General features: G+C 69.3%; 14 protein-coding genes. 3 read left to right on the plus strand and 11 right to left on the minus strand.

Annotated elements, in window-relative coordinates:
• Positions 1-18: 18 nt before the first annotated feature.
• The 4 genes from ACZ50Z_RS18295 to ssd are packed head-to-tail and all read right to left on the minus strand — an operon-like array spanning position 19 to position 3,630.
• On the minus strand, positions 19-615 hold the full coding sequence (locus ACZ50Z_RS18295) for a type II secretion system F family protein (protein ID WP_464484809.1): 597 nt from the start codon (positions 613-615) through the stop codon (positions 19-21).
• Positions 606-1,415, minus strand: coding sequence for a type II secretion system F family protein (locus ACZ50Z_RS18300; protein ID WP_464484810.1), 810 nt, complete (start codon positions 1,413-1,415; stop codon positions 606-608). Before ACZ50Z_RS18300 ends, ACZ50Z_RS18295 begins: the two co-directional genes overlap by 10 nt.
• Positions 1,412-2,575 (minus strand): TadA family conjugal transfer-associated ATPase, encoded by a 1,164-nt coding sequence (locus tag ACZ50Z_RS18305; RefSeq protein ID WP_464484811.1) that lies wholly within the window; start codon positions 2,573-2,575, stop codon positions 1,412-1,414. Before ACZ50Z_RS18305 ends, ACZ50Z_RS18300 begins: the two co-directional genes overlap by 4 nt.
• Positions 2,572-3,630, minus strand: a complete 1,059-nt coding sequence (ssd, locus tag ACZ50Z_RS18310; protein WP_464486300.1) for a septum site-determining protein Ssd — start codon at positions 3,628-3,630, stop codon at positions 2,572-2,574. Before ssd ends, ACZ50Z_RS18305 begins: the two co-directional genes overlap by 4 nt.
• A gap of 500 nt (positions 3,631-4,130) precedes the next feature.
• On the opposite strand from ssd, the gene ACZ50Z_RS18315 reads away from it, so the two are divergent.
• Positions 4,131-4,988 carry an HAD-IB family hydrolase gene (locus ACZ50Z_RS18315; protein WP_464484812.1) on the plus strand — a complete coding sequence of 286 codons (858 nt, stop codon included), beginning with the start codon at positions 4,131-4,133 and terminating at the stop codon, positions 4,986-4,988.
• A gap of 465 nt (positions 4,989-5,453) precedes the next feature.
• Here the strand turns inward: ACZ50Z_RS18315 and ACZ50Z_RS18320 are convergent, their stop codons facing one another.
• The 5 genes from ACZ50Z_RS18320 to ACZ50Z_RS18340 are packed head-to-tail and all read right to left on the minus strand — an operon-like array spanning position 5,454 to position 11,279.
• Positions 5,454-6,212 carry an oxidoreductase gene (locus tag ACZ50Z_RS18320; protein WP_464484813.1) on the minus strand — a complete coding sequence of 253 codons (759 nt, stop codon included), beginning with the start codon at positions 6,210-6,212 and terminating at the stop codon, positions 5,454-5,456.
• An 11-nt stretch (positions 6,213-6,223) separates the two neighbouring features.
• Complete coding sequence (locus ACZ50Z_RS18325; protein WP_464484814.1) at positions 6,224-7,858, minus strand: dipeptide ABC transporter ATP-binding protein; 1,635 nt, start codon at positions 7,856-7,858, stop codon at positions 6,224-6,226.
• Entirely contained in the window at positions 7,855-8,730 is an 876-nt protein-coding gene (locus tag ACZ50Z_RS18330) for an ABC transporter permease (RefSeq protein ID WP_464484815.1), read from the minus strand. Before ACZ50Z_RS18330 ends, ACZ50Z_RS18325 begins: the two co-directional genes overlap by 4 nt.
• Positions 8,723-9,649 carry an ABC transporter permease gene (locus ACZ50Z_RS18335; protein WP_464484816.1) on the minus strand — a complete coding sequence of 309 codons (927 nt, stop codon included), beginning with the start codon at positions 9,647-9,649 and terminating at the stop codon, positions 8,723-8,725. Before ACZ50Z_RS18335 ends, ACZ50Z_RS18330 begins: the two co-directional genes overlap by 8 nt.
• Position 9,650: 1 nt before the next feature.
• Positions 9,651-11,279, minus strand: coding sequence for a peptide ABC transporter substrate-binding protein (locus ACZ50Z_RS18340; protein WP_464486301.1), 1,629 nt, complete (start codon positions 11,277-11,279; stop codon positions 9,651-9,653).
• A gap of 84 nt (positions 11,280-11,363) precedes the next feature.
• Between ACZ50Z_RS18340 and ACZ50Z_RS18345 the strand changes: the two genes are divergently transcribed.
• Positions 11,364-12,161 carry an LppU/SCO3897 family protein gene (locus ACZ50Z_RS18345; RefSeq protein ID WP_464484817.1) on the plus strand — a complete coding sequence of 266 codons (798 nt, stop codon included), beginning with the start codon at positions 11,364-11,366 and terminating at the stop codon, positions 12,159-12,161.
• A 5-nt stretch (positions 12,162-12,166) separates the two neighbouring features.
• Here ACZ50Z_RS18345 and ACZ50Z_RS18350 read toward each other — a convergent pair whose 3' ends face one another.
• Positions 12,167-12,709, minus strand: a complete 543-nt coding sequence (locus tag ACZ50Z_RS18350) for a DUF4232 domain-containing protein (RefSeq protein WP_464486302.1) — start codon at positions 12,707-12,709, stop codon at positions 12,167-12,169.
• A 203-nt stretch (positions 12,710-12,912) separates the two neighbouring features.
• Between ACZ50Z_RS18350 and acs the strand changes: the two genes are divergently transcribed.
• Positions 12,913-14,865 (plus strand): acetate--CoA ligase, encoded by a 1,953-nt coding sequence (acs, locus tag ACZ50Z_RS18355; RefSeq protein ID WP_464484818.1) that lies wholly within the window; start codon positions 12,913-12,915, stop codon positions 14,863-14,865.
• 11 nt (positions 14,866-14,876) lie between these two features.
• On the opposite strand, the gene ACZ50Z_RS18360 is transcribed toward acs, so the two are convergent.
• Entirely contained in the window at positions 14,877-15,575 is a 699-nt protein-coding gene (locus ACZ50Z_RS18360; RefSeq protein WP_464484819.1) for a chymotrypsin family serine protease, read from the minus strand.
• Positions 15,576-15,808 lie beyond the last annotated feature (233 nt).

Genomic DNA, 15,808 nt, shown 5'->3' on the forward strand with positions numbered 1-15,808 from the left:
CAAGGAGTTCCTTTCGTTTCACAGCAGACCCGACTGCAGCACATCACCGGCCAAACCGGCCACCACCGGGACGATGCCCAGGCAGACGAACGCAGGCAAGAAGCACAGGCCCAGCGGTCCGGCGATGAGCACCCCAGCCCGCTCGGCCGAGGCCGTGGCCGCGTGTGCGGCGTCGTGGCGGGATTGGTCGGCCAACTCGGCGATGCCGCCGGCCAGCGCCGCGCCCGAGATCGCCGAACGCCGGGCCAACCGCAGCAGCGCGTCGATGTGCGGGTCGCTCGGGCGCGCGGGTAGGTCCGACGGAATCGCCCACGCCACAGCGGGATCGGCGCCCAACGTCAGCAGGTCGGCGGCGCGCCGCAGGACGCGGGCCAGCCGCGGCGGCGCGGACGGAGCGGCGGCTGCCGCGGCGGCCGACACCGCCATGCCCGCCCCCAGGCACACGGCCAAAACGTCGAGACAGGACGCGACCGCCAGCGGATCCGGGCCGTCCGTTCGCGCGGCCGTCCCCCGCGGCGGGCCCCTACGCACCGGCGCCCCGGCACGTCGTCGCGTCAGCGCCGGACCGGGAGCGATCCACAGCGCCGCGGCCAGCAGCACCGCCGTTAGCTCCATGACACCACCCGGTCGGCGATGCGGTCCGACCACAACAGCCCGCCGCAGGCCAGCGTCGAGCCGACGAGCAAGAGCCAGCCGCCAGCCTGCCCGTCCAGCAGGAACGCCAGCGGCCGGGCCCCGATCAGTTGGCCCAGCAGAACACCGAGCACCGGCAGGGCCGCCAGTATCGTCGCGGTCGCGCGGGCACCGGCCAGGCTCGAGGTCACGCGCGCCGAGAACCGTTGCCGCTCAGCGATATCACGCTGGGCGGTGCGCATCAGGGTGGCTATCCCCAGCCCGTTGTCACTGGCCAGCCGCCAGCACAGCCCGAGCCGCTCCCAATGCGCGGGGAGCGCCGAGGACCGCGACGCGGCGGCCAACCCGGCGGCGACATCGGCACCCAGCCGGGCCCGCGCCGCCACCGACCGCAGCGACACCGCGACCGCGCCGGCGGTCTCGTCGGCGGCGACGCCGAACGCACGCACCGGATGGGACCCCGCCCGCAGCTCACCGACGAGGACATCGAGCGCGGTTTCCAGCGCGTGGCCCTCGCTGGTCGCGCGCCGGATGCGGCGGCGACGTCGGTAACGCAGGCTGACGGTCGCACCCACGACCGCCACGCACAGAACGGTCGTCAGCGGCAACAGGACCACGGCCCCGCAGCCAAGGCCCGCAGCCACCCACCCAGACCCGCGAAGCCCGTTCGACGGGAGCCGCCACCTCGGTGATGTCGCCCGGTCGAGCCGGCGTCGGGGCGAGGGCCGACCGACCACCAGCGCGAGCGCCAACAGCAGCGCGCCTACCTGCGGGCCGTTCACGCCGGCATCCGGCTCTCCAGGACGCGCCGCAACTGCGGAGCGTCGTCCGTCATCCCCCGATCCGCGTGCCACACCGTGAGGGTCCGGACCTGCCCTCGAACCGGTTGCAGCACGGCGATCTCACCGAGTCGCCGCCGGCCCGTGCGGTCGCGTTCGACATGCAGCAGCACCTGCACGGCCGCGGCGAGTTGGCTGTGCAGCGCCGCACGATCGAGACCGCCGAGCGCACCCAGCGCCTCCAGGCGGGCGGGAACCTCGCCGGGGCTGTTGGCGTGCACGGTGCCCGCACCGCCGTCGTGCCCGGTGTTCAGCGCGGCCAGCAGGTCCACCACTTCGGCGCCCCTGACCTCACCGACCACGATGCGGTCGGGCCGCATCCGCAGCGCTTGCCGGACCAGTTGGCGCACCGGGACTTCGCCGGCGCCTTCGACGTTGGCGCACCGCGCGACGAGCTTCACCAGATGCGGGTGTCGCGGGGCCAATTCGGCGGCATCCTCGACGCAGACGATCCGTTCGGCGGGCGGCACGGCGCCCAACATCGCGGCCAGCAACGTTGTCTTGCCCGCGCCCGTTCCACCGCTCACCAAAAACGCCAGCCGGGCGGCGATGATGTCGGCGACCAGTGCGGCGGCCGCGGGTTCGATCGCACCCGTTGCGGTCAGGGCCGCCAAGTCCTGGCTGGCCGGTCGCAGCACGCGCAGCGACAAACAGGTGCCCGCGGCGGCCACCGGCGGCAGCACCGCGTGCAGCCGCACCGCGAATCCCCCGGCTCCGATGCCCGACAGCTCGCCGTCCACCCAGGGCTGCGCGTCGTCTAGCCGGCGGCCCGCGGCCAGCGCCAGTCGCTGCGCCAACCGCCGCACTGCGGCCTCGTCGGGGAAGCGAATCCCGGTGCGCCGCAGACCGTTGCCGTCGTCGACCCATACCGCGTCCGGTGCCGTCACCAAGACGTCGGTCGTGCCGTCCGCGCACAGCAGCGGTTCGAGAAGGCCGGCGCCGGTGAGTTCGGTCTGCAGTACGCGGAGATTGGCCAACACCTCGGTGTCGCCGAGCATCCCGCCGGACTCGGCCCGGATCGCGGCGGCGACCGCCGAAGGACCCAGCGGCCCGGCTTCGCCGGCCAGTCGCTCGCGGACACGTTCGATCAGCGAACCGCTCACGCCGCCCGCCCATTCCGCGCCGCACGCGCGCCGGTGGGCGGAAGCACCGCAAGCACTTCGCGGGCCGCCACCGCGAGCGGAGATCGCCGCCGGTACCGCAGACCGCCGCGTTCGGCCTGCTCGCCGAGTTGCGGCTGCGCTTTGATCGCCGCCAGCAAGGGCACACCGGCGATCTCGGCGATCTCGCCCGCCCGCAGCCCTCCGGGCGACGGGCCCCGCACCACCAAACCCACATTGGGATTGATCGCGGCCACGATCGGCGCCATCGCCGTGGTTGCCGCGCACGCGCGCACATCGCAGCGGCTGACGACCACGACAAGATCGGCGGCGCTCAGGGCGGCCTGGGTGGCATCGGTGAAGCGGCGAGGCAGGTCGCAGATCACGCTGACCGCCCCTCGGCGGCCGGCCTCGACGATGGCGTGCACCGGCCCGGCATCCACCTCGTACCCGCGCCGGGTTCCGGACAGCACGCTGACTCCGCGGTGCCGTGGCAAAGCGTCGCGCACCGCAGGCCAGGTGAGCCGCCCACCCTGCAGCGCAAGGTCCGGCCAGCGCAACCCGGGCACGTTTTCACCACCGAGCAGCAATTCGATACCGCCACCCCACGGATCGAGGTCCACCAGCAGCGCATCGGTGGCGGCCTGAGCGAGGGCGACCGCGAGCGACGAGGCGCCGGCACCGCCGCAGCCGCCGATGACGGCGACCGCGTGGCCGCGCGACCCGTCGTCGCGCGACGACTCGGCGGCTTCGGCGAGTTCACCAACCAGGTCGGCCGCTTGCCCGGGCATTCGCAGCACATGCTCGGCGCCGACGCCGACGGCGGCCGCCCACGTCGCCGACTCGGGCTCGCCGGCCGTCAGCACGATCACGTGGCCGCGGCGTGGCAGTGCCCAGCGCTCGCAGCGCGCGGACGACCGCGCGTCCAGCACGACGGCCGCGGCCGCCATCCAGGTCTTGCGGCTCACCGGCGTCGCCTCGCCGGCATGCACCACGCGAACCCCGGCCGCGGCGGCCACCCGCTCCACCTCGGCGCGCAGTTCGGGCTCCGCCACCATCGCCAACACACCCGCGCGACGGGCGACTTCGGCTCCGGAGGTGCCAGTCATCCGCCCACTGTGCAGGGCCCCAACCTTGGCACACCAGTCCCAAACGCGGATTTGGGGATAGAGACGCGAGTGTGCACAAACCACGCGCGGCGGCGGTGCGCCAGCGACGATCGACGAATTCCCCGCAACGCGTCGAGGGCCGCTCCGAGCGCCGGAAACCCGGGGGAAACGGCCCAAAAAGACCCGAGAAAAGGGACGACCCCCGCCAGGGGGGGAGGAGGCGAGGGTCGTCGTGCATCAGCCCCGGGGGGTCGGGCTGATACACCCTCGGCTCAGGCCGAGTAATGCTTACTATACACATGACAGTCCGCAATAACGCAATAGCTCATTTACTGAAAAATGACCTTGAGCCGCGAAAACACTGCGGCACCGGCCCCCCGCACGGCCCTGAGCGGCCATTTCCGGTGCGGGATCGCGGCCCGACGGGACCGCCGACCTATGCTGGGTCCGTGACCGTCTTCGACCCGGCTGCGGAGCAGTCAGCCGCGGGGCAATCAGCGGCAGGCACCACTTCCCACGCCCGCACGGCGGCCTTCTTCGATCTGGACAAGACGATCATCGCCAAGTCCAGCACGCTGGCGTTCAGCAAACCGTTTTTCGCCCAGGGCCTGCTCAATCGCCGCGCCGTGCTCAAGTCCAGCTACGCCCAGTTCATCTATTTGCTCTCCGGTGCCGATCATGACCAGATGGATCGGATGCGGGCGCACATGACCAACATGTGCACCGGCTGGGACGTGGAACAGGTCAAGTCGATCGTCAACGAGACGCTGCATGACATCGTGACCCCGCTGGTGTTCGCCGAAGCGGCCGATCTGATCGCGGCCCACAAACTGTGCGGGCGCGACGTGGTGGTCGTGTCGGCCTCGGGCGAGGAAATCGTCGCGCCGATCGCGCGGGCCCTTGGCGCAACCCACGCGATGGCGACCCGCATGGTCGTCGAGGACGGGCGGTACACCGGCGAGATCGCGTTCTACTGCTACGGCGACGGCAAGGTCCAAGCGATCCGCGAGCTGGCCGCTCGCGAGGGCTATCCGCTGGAACACTGCTACGCCTACTCCGACTCGATCACCGACCTGCCGATGCTCGAGTCGGTCGGCCACCCCAGCGTCGTCAACCCCGACCGCGGGCTGCGCAGGGAAGCCGTGGAACGCGGATGGCCCGTGATGTCCTTCTCCCGGCCGGTGTCCTTGCGGGACCGCATCCCGGCGCCGTCCGGCGCGGCGATCGCCACGACCGCCGCGGTGGGCATCAGCGCGCTGGCCGCTGGCGCGGTCACCTACTCGCTGTTGCGCCGCTACGCGTTCTAGCGCACACGACGGCGCGCGCAGCAAACACGTTAGGCGCGCAACACAATTACGCCTTCGGCCGCATTCGCAAAATTGGGCCTTGCTGTGCTAGGGGTCTAGTAGTACAAAGGAACCACGGAAGCCCGGTGAGGCCTAGGTCGATCCGGAAGAGAAGGTTCGATCTCCCGATCCGGGCGCCCAGCACGGTGCCCGGCACCCACGCGGAGTCATAGCCGCGAAAATGGCAGAAGTGTTGCGGGCCTGCGTAATTGCGAAGAGCGGAAGTGTCGACGGCCCTTTGGGTGGGGCTGCAACCGGAAGCGTCGCGAGATCGCCGAGGCCAACCCACGCAGCCCCGAAGTGCACGCTTGGTAACCGAGTCCCGTGCTAGCGGGCGGCGGACCGATCATTCGGAACGTCGCCCGCTCTACATTTTTCCGGCCGCTTTTTCGCCGCCTTTTCCCGGCCTTTCGGCTGCCGCGTCAGCTACCGATTCGACATCGAGTCGGCGATCGCCAAAGCCTCTTTCGCACCGGCTTGCATCGCGCGGCAGCACAACACCAGCCACGCGCCGACTCCCTCGCGCGTGCCGTCGGCGAAACCCTGTGCCGCGTCGCGGTAGGCCGCGGGCTGACGCATCCAGCTGACCTCGGGCACGCCCAACCCGTGCGGGTCGAGCCCGCTGGCGATGGTCACCAACCTCGACACCGCGCGCGCGACCACGCCGTCGGAACTGCCGAATGGCTTCAGGGTCAACAACTCACCGTGCGCCACCGCGGCGATCACCGGGGCCGGCGCCTGGGTGCGGCCATTCACCAGCTCCGCCAACAATTCCAGCCGCGAAGCCACACCGGCATCGGCGCGCGGGCGACCCAAATGCTCGGGGTCGGCCTGGTCGGCCGCGGCCAGCATGTGCAGACGGGCGAGCGCCTGCAGGGGCGCTCGCCGCCAGATGCCGACGACGGGGCCTTCGCCACCCTCGAGCGCTTGCGCCACCCGAAGCGCGCCCGCGAACACCGGTTCGCTGACCATTCCGGCGTCGGCGAGGTCCTCCAGCCGGATCGGGCCACCGTCGAGGACCGACGATGCGCGCGCCGCCCGCAGGGCGGCCTCGGCGGCGGTCACGGGCCAGCCGCGCAAGTTGGCCCGGTGGCGATGGGCGCGCCCCAGCGCCTCGCGGGCGCGGTCACTTGCCTCGGCGACGCCGGGAAGTTCCATCAGAGGGGCCAGAGGATCAGCCGTCACAGCTTGACAACCTATCTCCGTCGGATTCCGGCGCGGCGCGGGATGGCGTCCAACAGCTGCCGCGTGTACTCGTGACCGGGGTGAGCGAACAGCTCCCCGGCCGGCGCGTGCTCCACCACGCGGCCCGCGCGCATGACCAGGACATCGTCGGCAATCTGCTGGATCACCGCGAGGTCATGGCTGATGAACAGGTAGGCCAGACCCAGTTCGGCCTGCAGATCGGCGAGCAAGTCCAGGATCTGCGCCTGCACCAGGACGTCGAGCGCAGACACCGCCTCGTCGCAGACCAGCACCTCGGGCCGCAACGCCAGCGCGCGGGCGATCGCCACCCGCTGGCGTTGGCCACCGGACAGTTCGCGGGGCAGACGGTCCAGCACCGACGACGGCAGCGCCACCTGGTCGGCGAGGTCGTGCACCGCTTGTGCGCGCTGCCTGCGGTCGCCGACCCGGTGAATCCGCAACGGCTCCTCGATGGTGCGAAACACCGAGTACATGGGATCCAGGCTGCTGTAGGGATTTTGAAACACGGGTTGCACCCGCCGGCGGAAAGCCAGTTGCGCGTCCCGGGGCATCGCGTCGTCGATCCGGGCGCCGTCGAACACCACCGTGCCCGAGGTGGGTGGCAACAGACCGAGCACCATCCGCGCCAGGGTCGACTTTCCCGATCCCGATTCCCCCGCGATCGCCAGCGTGCTCGCGCGGTGCAGCTTAAACGACACCGCATCGACCGCCCGAAATTCGCTGCGCCGCCACGGAACGCCGTGGGACTCGGCGTAGACCTTGGTCAACCCCGAGGCGACGAGAATGTCGCCGGCGGCCTCGTCTGGCTGGGCGGCTCTCGGACGCGACCGCGCAGCGCCCCGGACCGCCAGCGCCGGCGCCGCGGCGACCAACCGCCGGGTGTATTCGTGTTGGGGGCTCCCCAAGATCTGCCGTGCTGCACCGGATTCCACGACGACTCCGTGATGGACAACGACCACGGACTCGGCACGTTCCGCGGCCAGCGCCAGATCGTGCGTGATGAGCAGCAGCGCGGTGCCCAGTTCGGTGGTGAGCCGCTGCAGATGGTCGAGCACCTGCCGCTGCACCGTGACATCCAGTGCGGACGTCGGCTCGTCGGCGATCAACAGCCGCGGCCGGCCCGCCAGCCCGATCGCGATCAGCGCACGCTGGCACATGCCGCCGGACAGCTGATGCGGGTATCGCCCGGCGTGTTTCGCCGGGTCCGGCATCCCCGCCGCGGCGAGCAGCTCCACCGCGCGCTCCCGGCTGCGTCGGTCGGAGATGTTGGCCCGCAACGCTTCCCGGATCTGAAAGCCGATCTTCCACACCGGGTTCAGGTTGGTCATCGGGTCCTGCGGAATGTAGCCGATCTCCCGGCCGCGAATCGCGCGCATCGCCCGGCGGTCGGCGGCCGCGATGTCGACGCCGTCGAACACGATGCGCCCGCCGGTGATTCGCCCGCCGGGCGGAAGGAGCCCGAGGATCGCGGCGGCGGTGGTGGATTTCCCCGACCCCGATTCGCCCACGACGGCGACGGTGTGACCCGGCGAGACGGACAGGTCCAGGCCACGCAGCGCGGCCTGACCGCCGAAGCTGACCTCCAGGCCCTCCACCGACAGGAGTGGCGATCCGGTCGCGCTCATGCCCGCCACGCCCTCGACGCCGGATCCAGCGCGTCGCGCAGCGCGTCGCCCATCATCATGAAGGCCAGCACGGTCATCGCCAGGGCGCCGGCGGGATAGAACAGGATGGGTGAGCCCGCCCGCAGCCGCGTCTGGGCGAGATTGATGTCGCCGCCCCACGACACCACCGACGTCGGCAGTCCGACACCGAGGTAGGACAGCGTGGCCTCGGTGACGATGAACAGGCCGAGCGCGATGGTGGCCACCGCGATGACCGGCCCCAAGGCGTTGGGTAGCGCGTGCCGGAGCAGGATCTGAAACCTGCTCATCCCCAATGCTTTAGCGGCGAGGACGTAGTCACTGCCGCGCACCGCGAGCACCTCACCACGCGCGATCCTGGCCACCTGCGGCCAGCCGAACAACGCGAGGATCGCGATCACCGTCCACACGGTGCGATGGTGCAGGACCTGCATGAGGACGATGGCGGCAAGCAGCAACGGCAACCCGAAGAACACGTCGGTGACGCGGGAGACCACCGCGTCGATCCAGCCGCCGTAGAAGCCGGCCAACGCGCCCAGCGCACCGCCCACGACGAACACGATGGCGGCGGCGCCCAGGCCGACCGTGACCGAGGCGCGCGCGCCGTACACCGTGCGCGCGTACACGTCGTGGCCCTGCAAGTCGGTGCCGAACCAGTGCGCCCCCGACGCGGGCAGCAGGCTCTGGCTGGGATCGGCATAGGTCGGGTCCACCGAGGTGAACAGCGCCGGAAACATCGCGACGGCAACGACGAACGCGATCAACAGCGCCGCACCGATGAACTTCGGGCGACGGTGCAACCGCCGCCAGGTGTCGCGCCAGAATCCGCCCCGTGCGGCGATCCGCTCAGCCATAACGGATCCGGGGATCCAGCGCCGCGTACAGCAGATCGACCATCAGATTGGTGAGCAGGTAGATCAGCACCAGCACGGTCACGATCGAGACCACGGTGGGAGCCTCCTGCCGGGTGACGGCCTGATAGAGCACGCCACCGATCCCGTGAATGTTGAAGATGCCTTCGGTCACGATCGCGCCGCCCATCAGCGCTCCCAGGTCCGCTCCCAGAAACGTCACCACCGGGATCAGCGAGTTGCGCAGGATGTGAACCGTCACGACGCGGGGCCGTGACAGTCCCTTGGCGGTGGCCGTGCGCACGTAGTCGGCGTGCGCGTTGGCGGCCACCGCCGACCGGGTCAACCGCACGACATAGGCGAAAGACACCGAGCCCAGCACGATTCCGGGTAACAGCAGGCGGCCGAAGGTGGCTCTGTGCCCCACCGTCACCGGGGCGACGCCCAGCCGGACCCCGAACACGAATTGCGCCAGGAATCCCAGCACGAAGATGGGGATCGCGATGATGACCAGACCGGTGATCAACACGGTGGAATCGAAAAGGCCGCCCGCCCGCAGGCCGGCGATCAGCCCGAATCCGATGCCCAGCACCGCCTCGACCGCGAGCGCAATCAACGACAACCGCAGGGTGACCGGAAACGCGTGTGCGAGAACGTCACTGACGGGAAGCCCGGAGTAGGCACGGCCCAGGTCTCCGTGCAGAACACCGCCGAGGTAGCGCAAGTACTGCACGAGGAACGGGTCGTCGAGGTGATAGCGGGCCCGCAGCTGCGCCGCGACGGCCGGGGTCAGCGGACGGTCGCCGGCGATCGCGGCCAACGGGTCCCCGGGCAGCAGGAAAACCAGTCCGTAGATCAGCAGCGTGGCGCCGAGGAACACGGGCACCATGACGGCGATGCGGCGCGCGATATACCAACCCATGTCAAGCCTTCACGATGTTCTCGTAGTCGGGCAGCCCGTTCCAGGTGACCGTGACGTTGCTGACCTCGGCCGACCATCCAAGGATGCTGATGTAGTTCCACAGCGGAACAACGGGCATGTCGCGGAAGAGGATTCGTTGGGCTTCGTTGGCCAGCACGGTGGCACGCGCCATGTCGGGTGCGGCTTCGGCGGTCGCCAGCGCGTCGTCGAATTCCCGGCTGGAGTAGCCGACGTCGTTGGATCCCGCGCCGGAGGCGAACAGCGGCGCGAGGAACTCGATCATCGATGGGTAGTCGCCCTGCCATCCGGCGCGAAACGCGGTGGCGATGCTGCGGTTGGTGATCTGGGTGCGAAAGCCCGCGAAGGTGGGCTGCGGCGCTCCGGTCGCGTCGATGCCCAGCACGTTCTTGATGCTGTTGGCTACCGCGTCCACCCAGTCCTGGTGTCCAGCATCGGCGTTGTAGGCGATCGCATAGCGTCCGCTCCACGCCGAGATCGCGTCGGCCTGCGCCCAGAGATGCCGCGCCCGGTCGGGATTGAAGTCCAGCGCGTTACTGCCCACGATATTCGGGTCGAACCCAGGCAGTGATCTGGCGGTGAAATCTCGTGCAGGACTGCGGGTGTCGACGAATATCTGCCGGGAGATCTGCGGCCGGTTGATGGCGGCCGACAACGCCAGCCGGCGCAGCCGGCCTTCCTCGCCGCCAAAATGCGGCAGCCGCAACGGTGTATCGAGGCTCTGGTTTATCGCGGCCGGACCGCTTGTTACCTTGTCGCCGAGGTCGCGCTTGTAGACCGGAAGGGCGCTGGGCGGAATGGTGTCCAGTACGTCGAGGTTGCCCGACAGCAGGTCGGCGTAGGCGGTGTCGAGGTTCGCATAGAACTCGAACCTCAGGCCTTTGTTGTGTGGCCTGCGGTTGCCGCGGTAACCGGGGTTGGGGCGCAAGTCGATTCGGACGTTGTGCTCCCAGGCGAGCCCGTCGGGACCCTCGGCGAGTTGGTACGGTCCGTTGCCGATCGGGTGCTGGCCGAACGCGCTCATGTCGCGAAAGGCGGCTTCCGGCAGCGGATAGAAGGCACTGTGTCCCAACCGCAATATGAAATCGATGGTCGGCGCCTTCAGCCGAACCATGAACTCCCGGTCGTTGATCACCCGCAGCCCGGACATCGTGGTTGCCGTCGGCTTACCGTCGCCGGTCAGGCCGGCGACCGCGTCGAAGCCGTCGATTGGACTGAAGAAGCTTTGCTGCAATTGGGCATTGGTGCTCAAAGCCCCAAAGTTCCAGGCGTCGACGAACGAATGTGCTGTCACCGGCGAGCCGTCGGTGAACGTCCAACCCGGTTTGAGGATGACGCGGTAGTTGACGTTGTCGGTGGTGTCGATCGACTGCGCCACCTCGGGCGACGGGTGGCCGGCGGCGTCGTAGGACATCAGTCCCGCGAACAGCCGGTCGAGGATGCGGCCGCCCTGGCTGTCGTTGGTGCCGGTCGGGATCAGTGGGTTCGGTGGTTCCCCGCCGTTGACCACCACCAGATCCGGGCTCAGCGCACCGCCGCCGCAGCCGGCGAGCGAGGTGACCGTCAACATCGCGACGGTAAGCGGGACCAGGAAGGCCGACAGGGTCCGCATCCGACGCATGACACCCGACCCTAGGGCCTGAAGTCGTCCCGCGGTGAAGTGCCCGTGCCAGCCATGACGACATAAACTCGGGCCGTGACCGTCGCCTACCTGGCTGCCGAGGGGGTCGCCTATGAGGCGGGCCGCTTGGCGGCGGCGTTCGGCATTCCTGCGATCGGCTTGCTCTGCCTGATCATTGGTCTGGTCGACCGCTCGCGCAGCCGCCGTCGGCCGCCCGCTTATCCGGCGCAGTATCCCCAGGGCTATTCCGTCCACCCCGGTTACCCCTACCCTGCCGCGCCGGGGTATCCCGCTGCGCCCTATCCGGGCTATGCACCCGGTTATGCACCGAGACCGCGGACACCGAAGTCGGCTACCATCCTCATCACCGTCGGCACCGTCCTGCTGGCGTTCGGGATCCTGGGGAACCTCGTCGTCAACGCCGAGAGGTTAGGCGAGTCGCACCGAGCCGGCACCTCCCTGCGGGTGGGCGATTGCATCACCGAAAGCGACTACAGGGCAAAGCGTTTCGATTCAACCCCGAGCCGCGGCTGCGCCGACCCGGCCGCGACCTACGAACTCGCGTTCAAGGGAGACGCCTCGGACACGTGTCCGGACGGGAAACGCGAGCACTCAGTCTATGACCGCTTCACCAAAAGCTCGACGATCCTGTGTTTCGCGGTCAATCTGAAAGAGGGTCAGTGCTACCTGATGATCAAGGATGGCGAAGCGATGACGATCAGGTTGGGCGACTGCGGCAAGTCAAACAGGTTTCAGGTCAGAGTCGGTCAGCGCATCGAGGGCAGCACCGACAAAACCCAATGCCCGCCGGGCGAAAAGGGCATCGGCTACCCCGTCCCGGCGCGGGTCTACTGCCTGGCCAGAGCCGACTGACTGGCTCAGACCGCGGTGACCGGATGCACCTGCAGCTCGCAGGCCTCGATGGTCGCCGACACGGTCACCACGTTGGTAGTGCCCGGCGGGTTGACGAGCAAGTCCGTGTAGGTGGGGCACGGCTTTCCCCCGCCATCGACGGCGATGCCCTCAACGACCGCCTGCCCCTGGGTCGAGATGGACAGGATGACGGTGGGCGGGACGGTGACGCCGTCGGGCAAGCCGCCCATGTATCCGCGCGGCGTTGGCCGCGCATGCACCGCTGGGCCGCCGGCGCCCGAGTCGACCCCGGCGTATCCGGCGATGGTGCAGGGCTCCGCGCCGCCGGCAAGGGTGAAGAGCAGAGTCACCGAGCGATGCCCCACCGCGGCATCCGCGGGGGAGGCAGACACCGCGATCTGGTCCGACCAGCACGGTGTCGGGGCGTCGACGGTGTCGGCCGGCATGGCCGATGCGGGCCACCCCAGCGCCGTCGCGGCGGCGTAACTCGTTGCGGCCGCGGCAAAGCTGGGGGCTAGTCGGCGGATGCTCCGCCCTTGACCCGGCACACGGTGATTATCCGCCATGAGGGCACCCTTTGACCCCGGATTGGGGGCACAACTACCGCTCGCCGTCGCCGAGCTAGGCTCGATTGCCCGGCTCCTCACTCGCGCCGTTTCGGCGCTCGCCGTCGCCGGGCTAGGCTCGCAGTCGGCCGATCAGCGCGACGCCGGCCACCCCTCGGCGCAGTCTCGACACAGGAGAGAAGCCAGTGACCGCAACCAATTCTGCGGGCCCCTCGTCGTATCCCCCGTCGGCGCAATTCGCCGAGCAGGCCAACGCGGGCGAGGACCTCTACCGCGAAGCCGAGCAGGACCGGCTGGCCTTTTGGGCCACGCAGGCCAATCGGCTGTCCTGGGCGACGCCGTTCACCGATGTGCTGGACTGGTCCGACGCGCCGTTCGCCAAGTGGTTCGCCGACGGCAAGCTCAATGTCGCGTACAACTGCGTGGACCGCCATGTGGAGGCCGGGCACGGGGATCGGGTCGCCATCCACTGGGAGGGCGAGCCCGTCGGCGATCAGCGCAGCCTGACCTACTCGCAACTGCAAGCCGAAGTGTGCAAGGCCGCCAACGCGCTGACCGATCTCGGTCTGGTGGCCGGTGACCGCGTCGCGATCTACCTGCCCCTGATCCCCGAGGCGGTGATCGCGATGCTGGCCTGCGCGCGGCTCGGCGTCATGCACAGCGTGGTGTTCGCCGGCTTTACCGCCAAAGCGCTGCAGGCCCGGATCGCCGACGCCGACGCCAAGCTGCTCATCACCAGCGACGGGCAGTTCCGCCGCGGCAAGCCAGCGCCGTTGAAGGATGCCGCCGACGAGGCGGTCTGCGACCCGGACAGCCCGATCGAACACGTTATAGTGGTGCGGCGCACCGGAATTGACGTTTCCTGGAACGACGAGCGCGACCTGTGGTGGCATGACGTCGTCGACTCCGCATCCCCGGACCACACCCCGGAACCGTTCGACGCCGAACAACCGTTGTTCCTGCTGTACACGTCGGGAACCACCGGCCGGCCCAAGGGCATCGTGCACACCAGCGGCGGCTATCTGACGCACGCTTCCTACACGCACTACTACGTCTTCGACATCAAGGCCGACACCGACGTGTTCTGGTGCACGGCCGACATCGGCTGGGTCACCGGACACACCTACGGTGTCTACGGTCCGCTGTCCAACGGTGTCACCGAGGTTCTCTACGAGGGCACGCCCGACAGCCCGACCCAGCACCGCCATTTCGAGATCATCGAAAAATACGGTGTGACAATCTATTACACCGCGCCCACGCTGATTCGCACGTTCATGAAGTGGGGCCGCGAGGTCCCCGACGCACACGACCTGTCCAGCCTGCGGCTGCTGGGATCGGTCGGCGAGCCGATCAATCCCGAGGCGTGGCGCTGGTACCGAAAGGTGATCGGCGCCGACAGTCTCCCGATCGTCGACACCTGGTGGCAGACGGAGACGGGCGCCACGATGATCTCCCCGTTGCCGGGAGTCGCTGCGGCCAAACCGGGTTCGGCGATGAGGCCGCTGCCGGGTGTCTCGGCGAAGATCGTCGACGACCATGGCGAGGAGCTGGCCCCCGGCGTGCACCAGGGTGAGCACGTCACCGGCTACCTGGTGCTGGACCAGCCGTGGCCATCGATGCTGCGCGGCATCTGGGGAGATCCGGACCGCTACGTGGAGACCTACTGGTCCCGTTTCGCCGAGCAGGGCTGGTACTTCGCCGGCGACAGTGCCTATTACGACCGCGACGGCGCCATCTGGGTGGTCGGCCGCATCGACGACGTGATGAATGTGTCGGGGCATCGGCTCTCCACGGCCGAGGTGGAGTCGGCGTTGGTCGGCCACGTCGCGGTGGCCGAGGCGGCGGTGGTCGGCGCGACCGACGAGACGACCGGCCAGGCGATCTGCGCGTTCGTCGTCCTGTGCGCGGATTTCGAGGTGCACGACGGCATCGTCGACGACCTGCGCGTCGAGGTGGCCCGGGAGATCTCCCCCATCGCACGTCCGCGCGAGGTGCACGTCGTGCCCGAACTCCCCAAGACCCGCAGCGGCAAAATCATGCGCAGGCTGTTACGTGACATCGCCGAAAACCGCGAATTGGGCGACACCTCAACCCTGCTCGACCCCGGCGTGTTCGACGCGATCAGGGCGGCGAAGTAGATCGGTGTCGTTCAGCCCGGCAGCGGGCTGAACCCCGCACCGGGGCGGTGCTTGGCGTTGATGTCGCCCAGGATCGCGTTGAAGGACTGGACCACGGCCGGCGTGTGCAGCGGGATGTACTTGACGATGCAGGTCGGCAGGTTGTCGCTGAACGCGCCGTGGATCATCCCGACCAGCTCGTTGTTGACGGTCACCGGCGCGCCGGAATCCCCCGGTTGGCCGCAGACCTGCATCACGATGGTGCCCGGGTTCTGACCCGCCCCCCACGTGACGCCGCACGAATTGCCGGTGGTGCGGCCCTGTTTGCAGGCGATCTCGCCGAAGGCCGGATCCGGACCGATGCCGCTGATCAAAAAGCCGTTGAAGTTCGCCACCGGTGTCACCTTGGCCGGATCGAACTTGATCACCGCGTAGTCGAGGTTGTCGTTGCCGGCGACCATGGTGCCCAATATGCCCGCGTTCTCCGCGCCCTCGGCGGCGACCTGGGCGCCGGGACCCCCGCAGTGTGCGGAGGTGAAACCGATGAGCTCGCCGGCGGCATCGCCACCGATGGTGGTCAGCGTGCACATCGTGTCGCCGTTGATGACGATGCCCGCCCCGCCGCCCAGCGGGACCCTGACATCGGCGGCGGCGGCATGGCCATGCGAGCCGAGTACGGCCACGAGCAGGGCAACCATCGCCACCAAGAAGCACCGGTGCGCCCTCCGCACAGCCTCACTCCCATCGGTCGGCCGGACATCGCGACCGGCTTGGCCGAGTGTAATCGGCCGACAAGCGGCGAACGCTTCGACGGCGCGTCCCCGTCGACCGCCTTCTGTCCGAACCGAACTGGCCGCCGGGCGGTCGCTGGTGGTCGGCCGGCCTCGTCTGGCTTCTCCTGGCCAGGCGCCACATGGCAACATGAACCGCGACGACAGCGAGCCTGGCGACGACGAAAGAGGAC

Source organism: Mycobacterium sp. NTMscope_MAC_269 (genome assembly GCF_976985695.1).

Bases quoted from the DNA above. Each gene is read 5' to 3' on its own strand.
- ACZ50Z_RS18295 (WP_464484809.1), bottom strand. From the start codon at position 615: ATGGAGCTAACGGCGGTGCTGCTGGCCGCGGCGCTGTGGATCGCTCCC.
- ssd (WP_464486300.1), bottom strand. From the start codon at position 3,630: ATGGTGGCGGAGCCCGAACTGCGCGCCGAGGTGGAGCGGGTGGCCGCC.
- ACZ50Z_RS18325 (WP_464484814.1), bottom strand. From the start codon at position 7,858: ATGAGCGCGACCGGATCGCCACTCCTGTCGGTGGAGGGCCTGGAGGTC.
- ACZ50Z_RS18330 (WP_464484815.1), bottom strand. From the start codon at position 8,730: ATGGCTGAGCGGATCGCCGCACGGGGCGGATTCTGGCGCGACACCTGG.
- ACZ50Z_RS18335 (WP_464484816.1), bottom strand. From the start codon at position 9,649: ATGGGTTGGTATATCGCGCGCCGCATCGCCGTCATGGTGCCCGTGTTC.
- ACZ50Z_RS18340 (WP_464486301.1), bottom strand. From the start codon at position 11,279: ATGCGGACCCTGTCGGCCTTCCTGGTCCCGCTTACCGTCGCGATGTTG.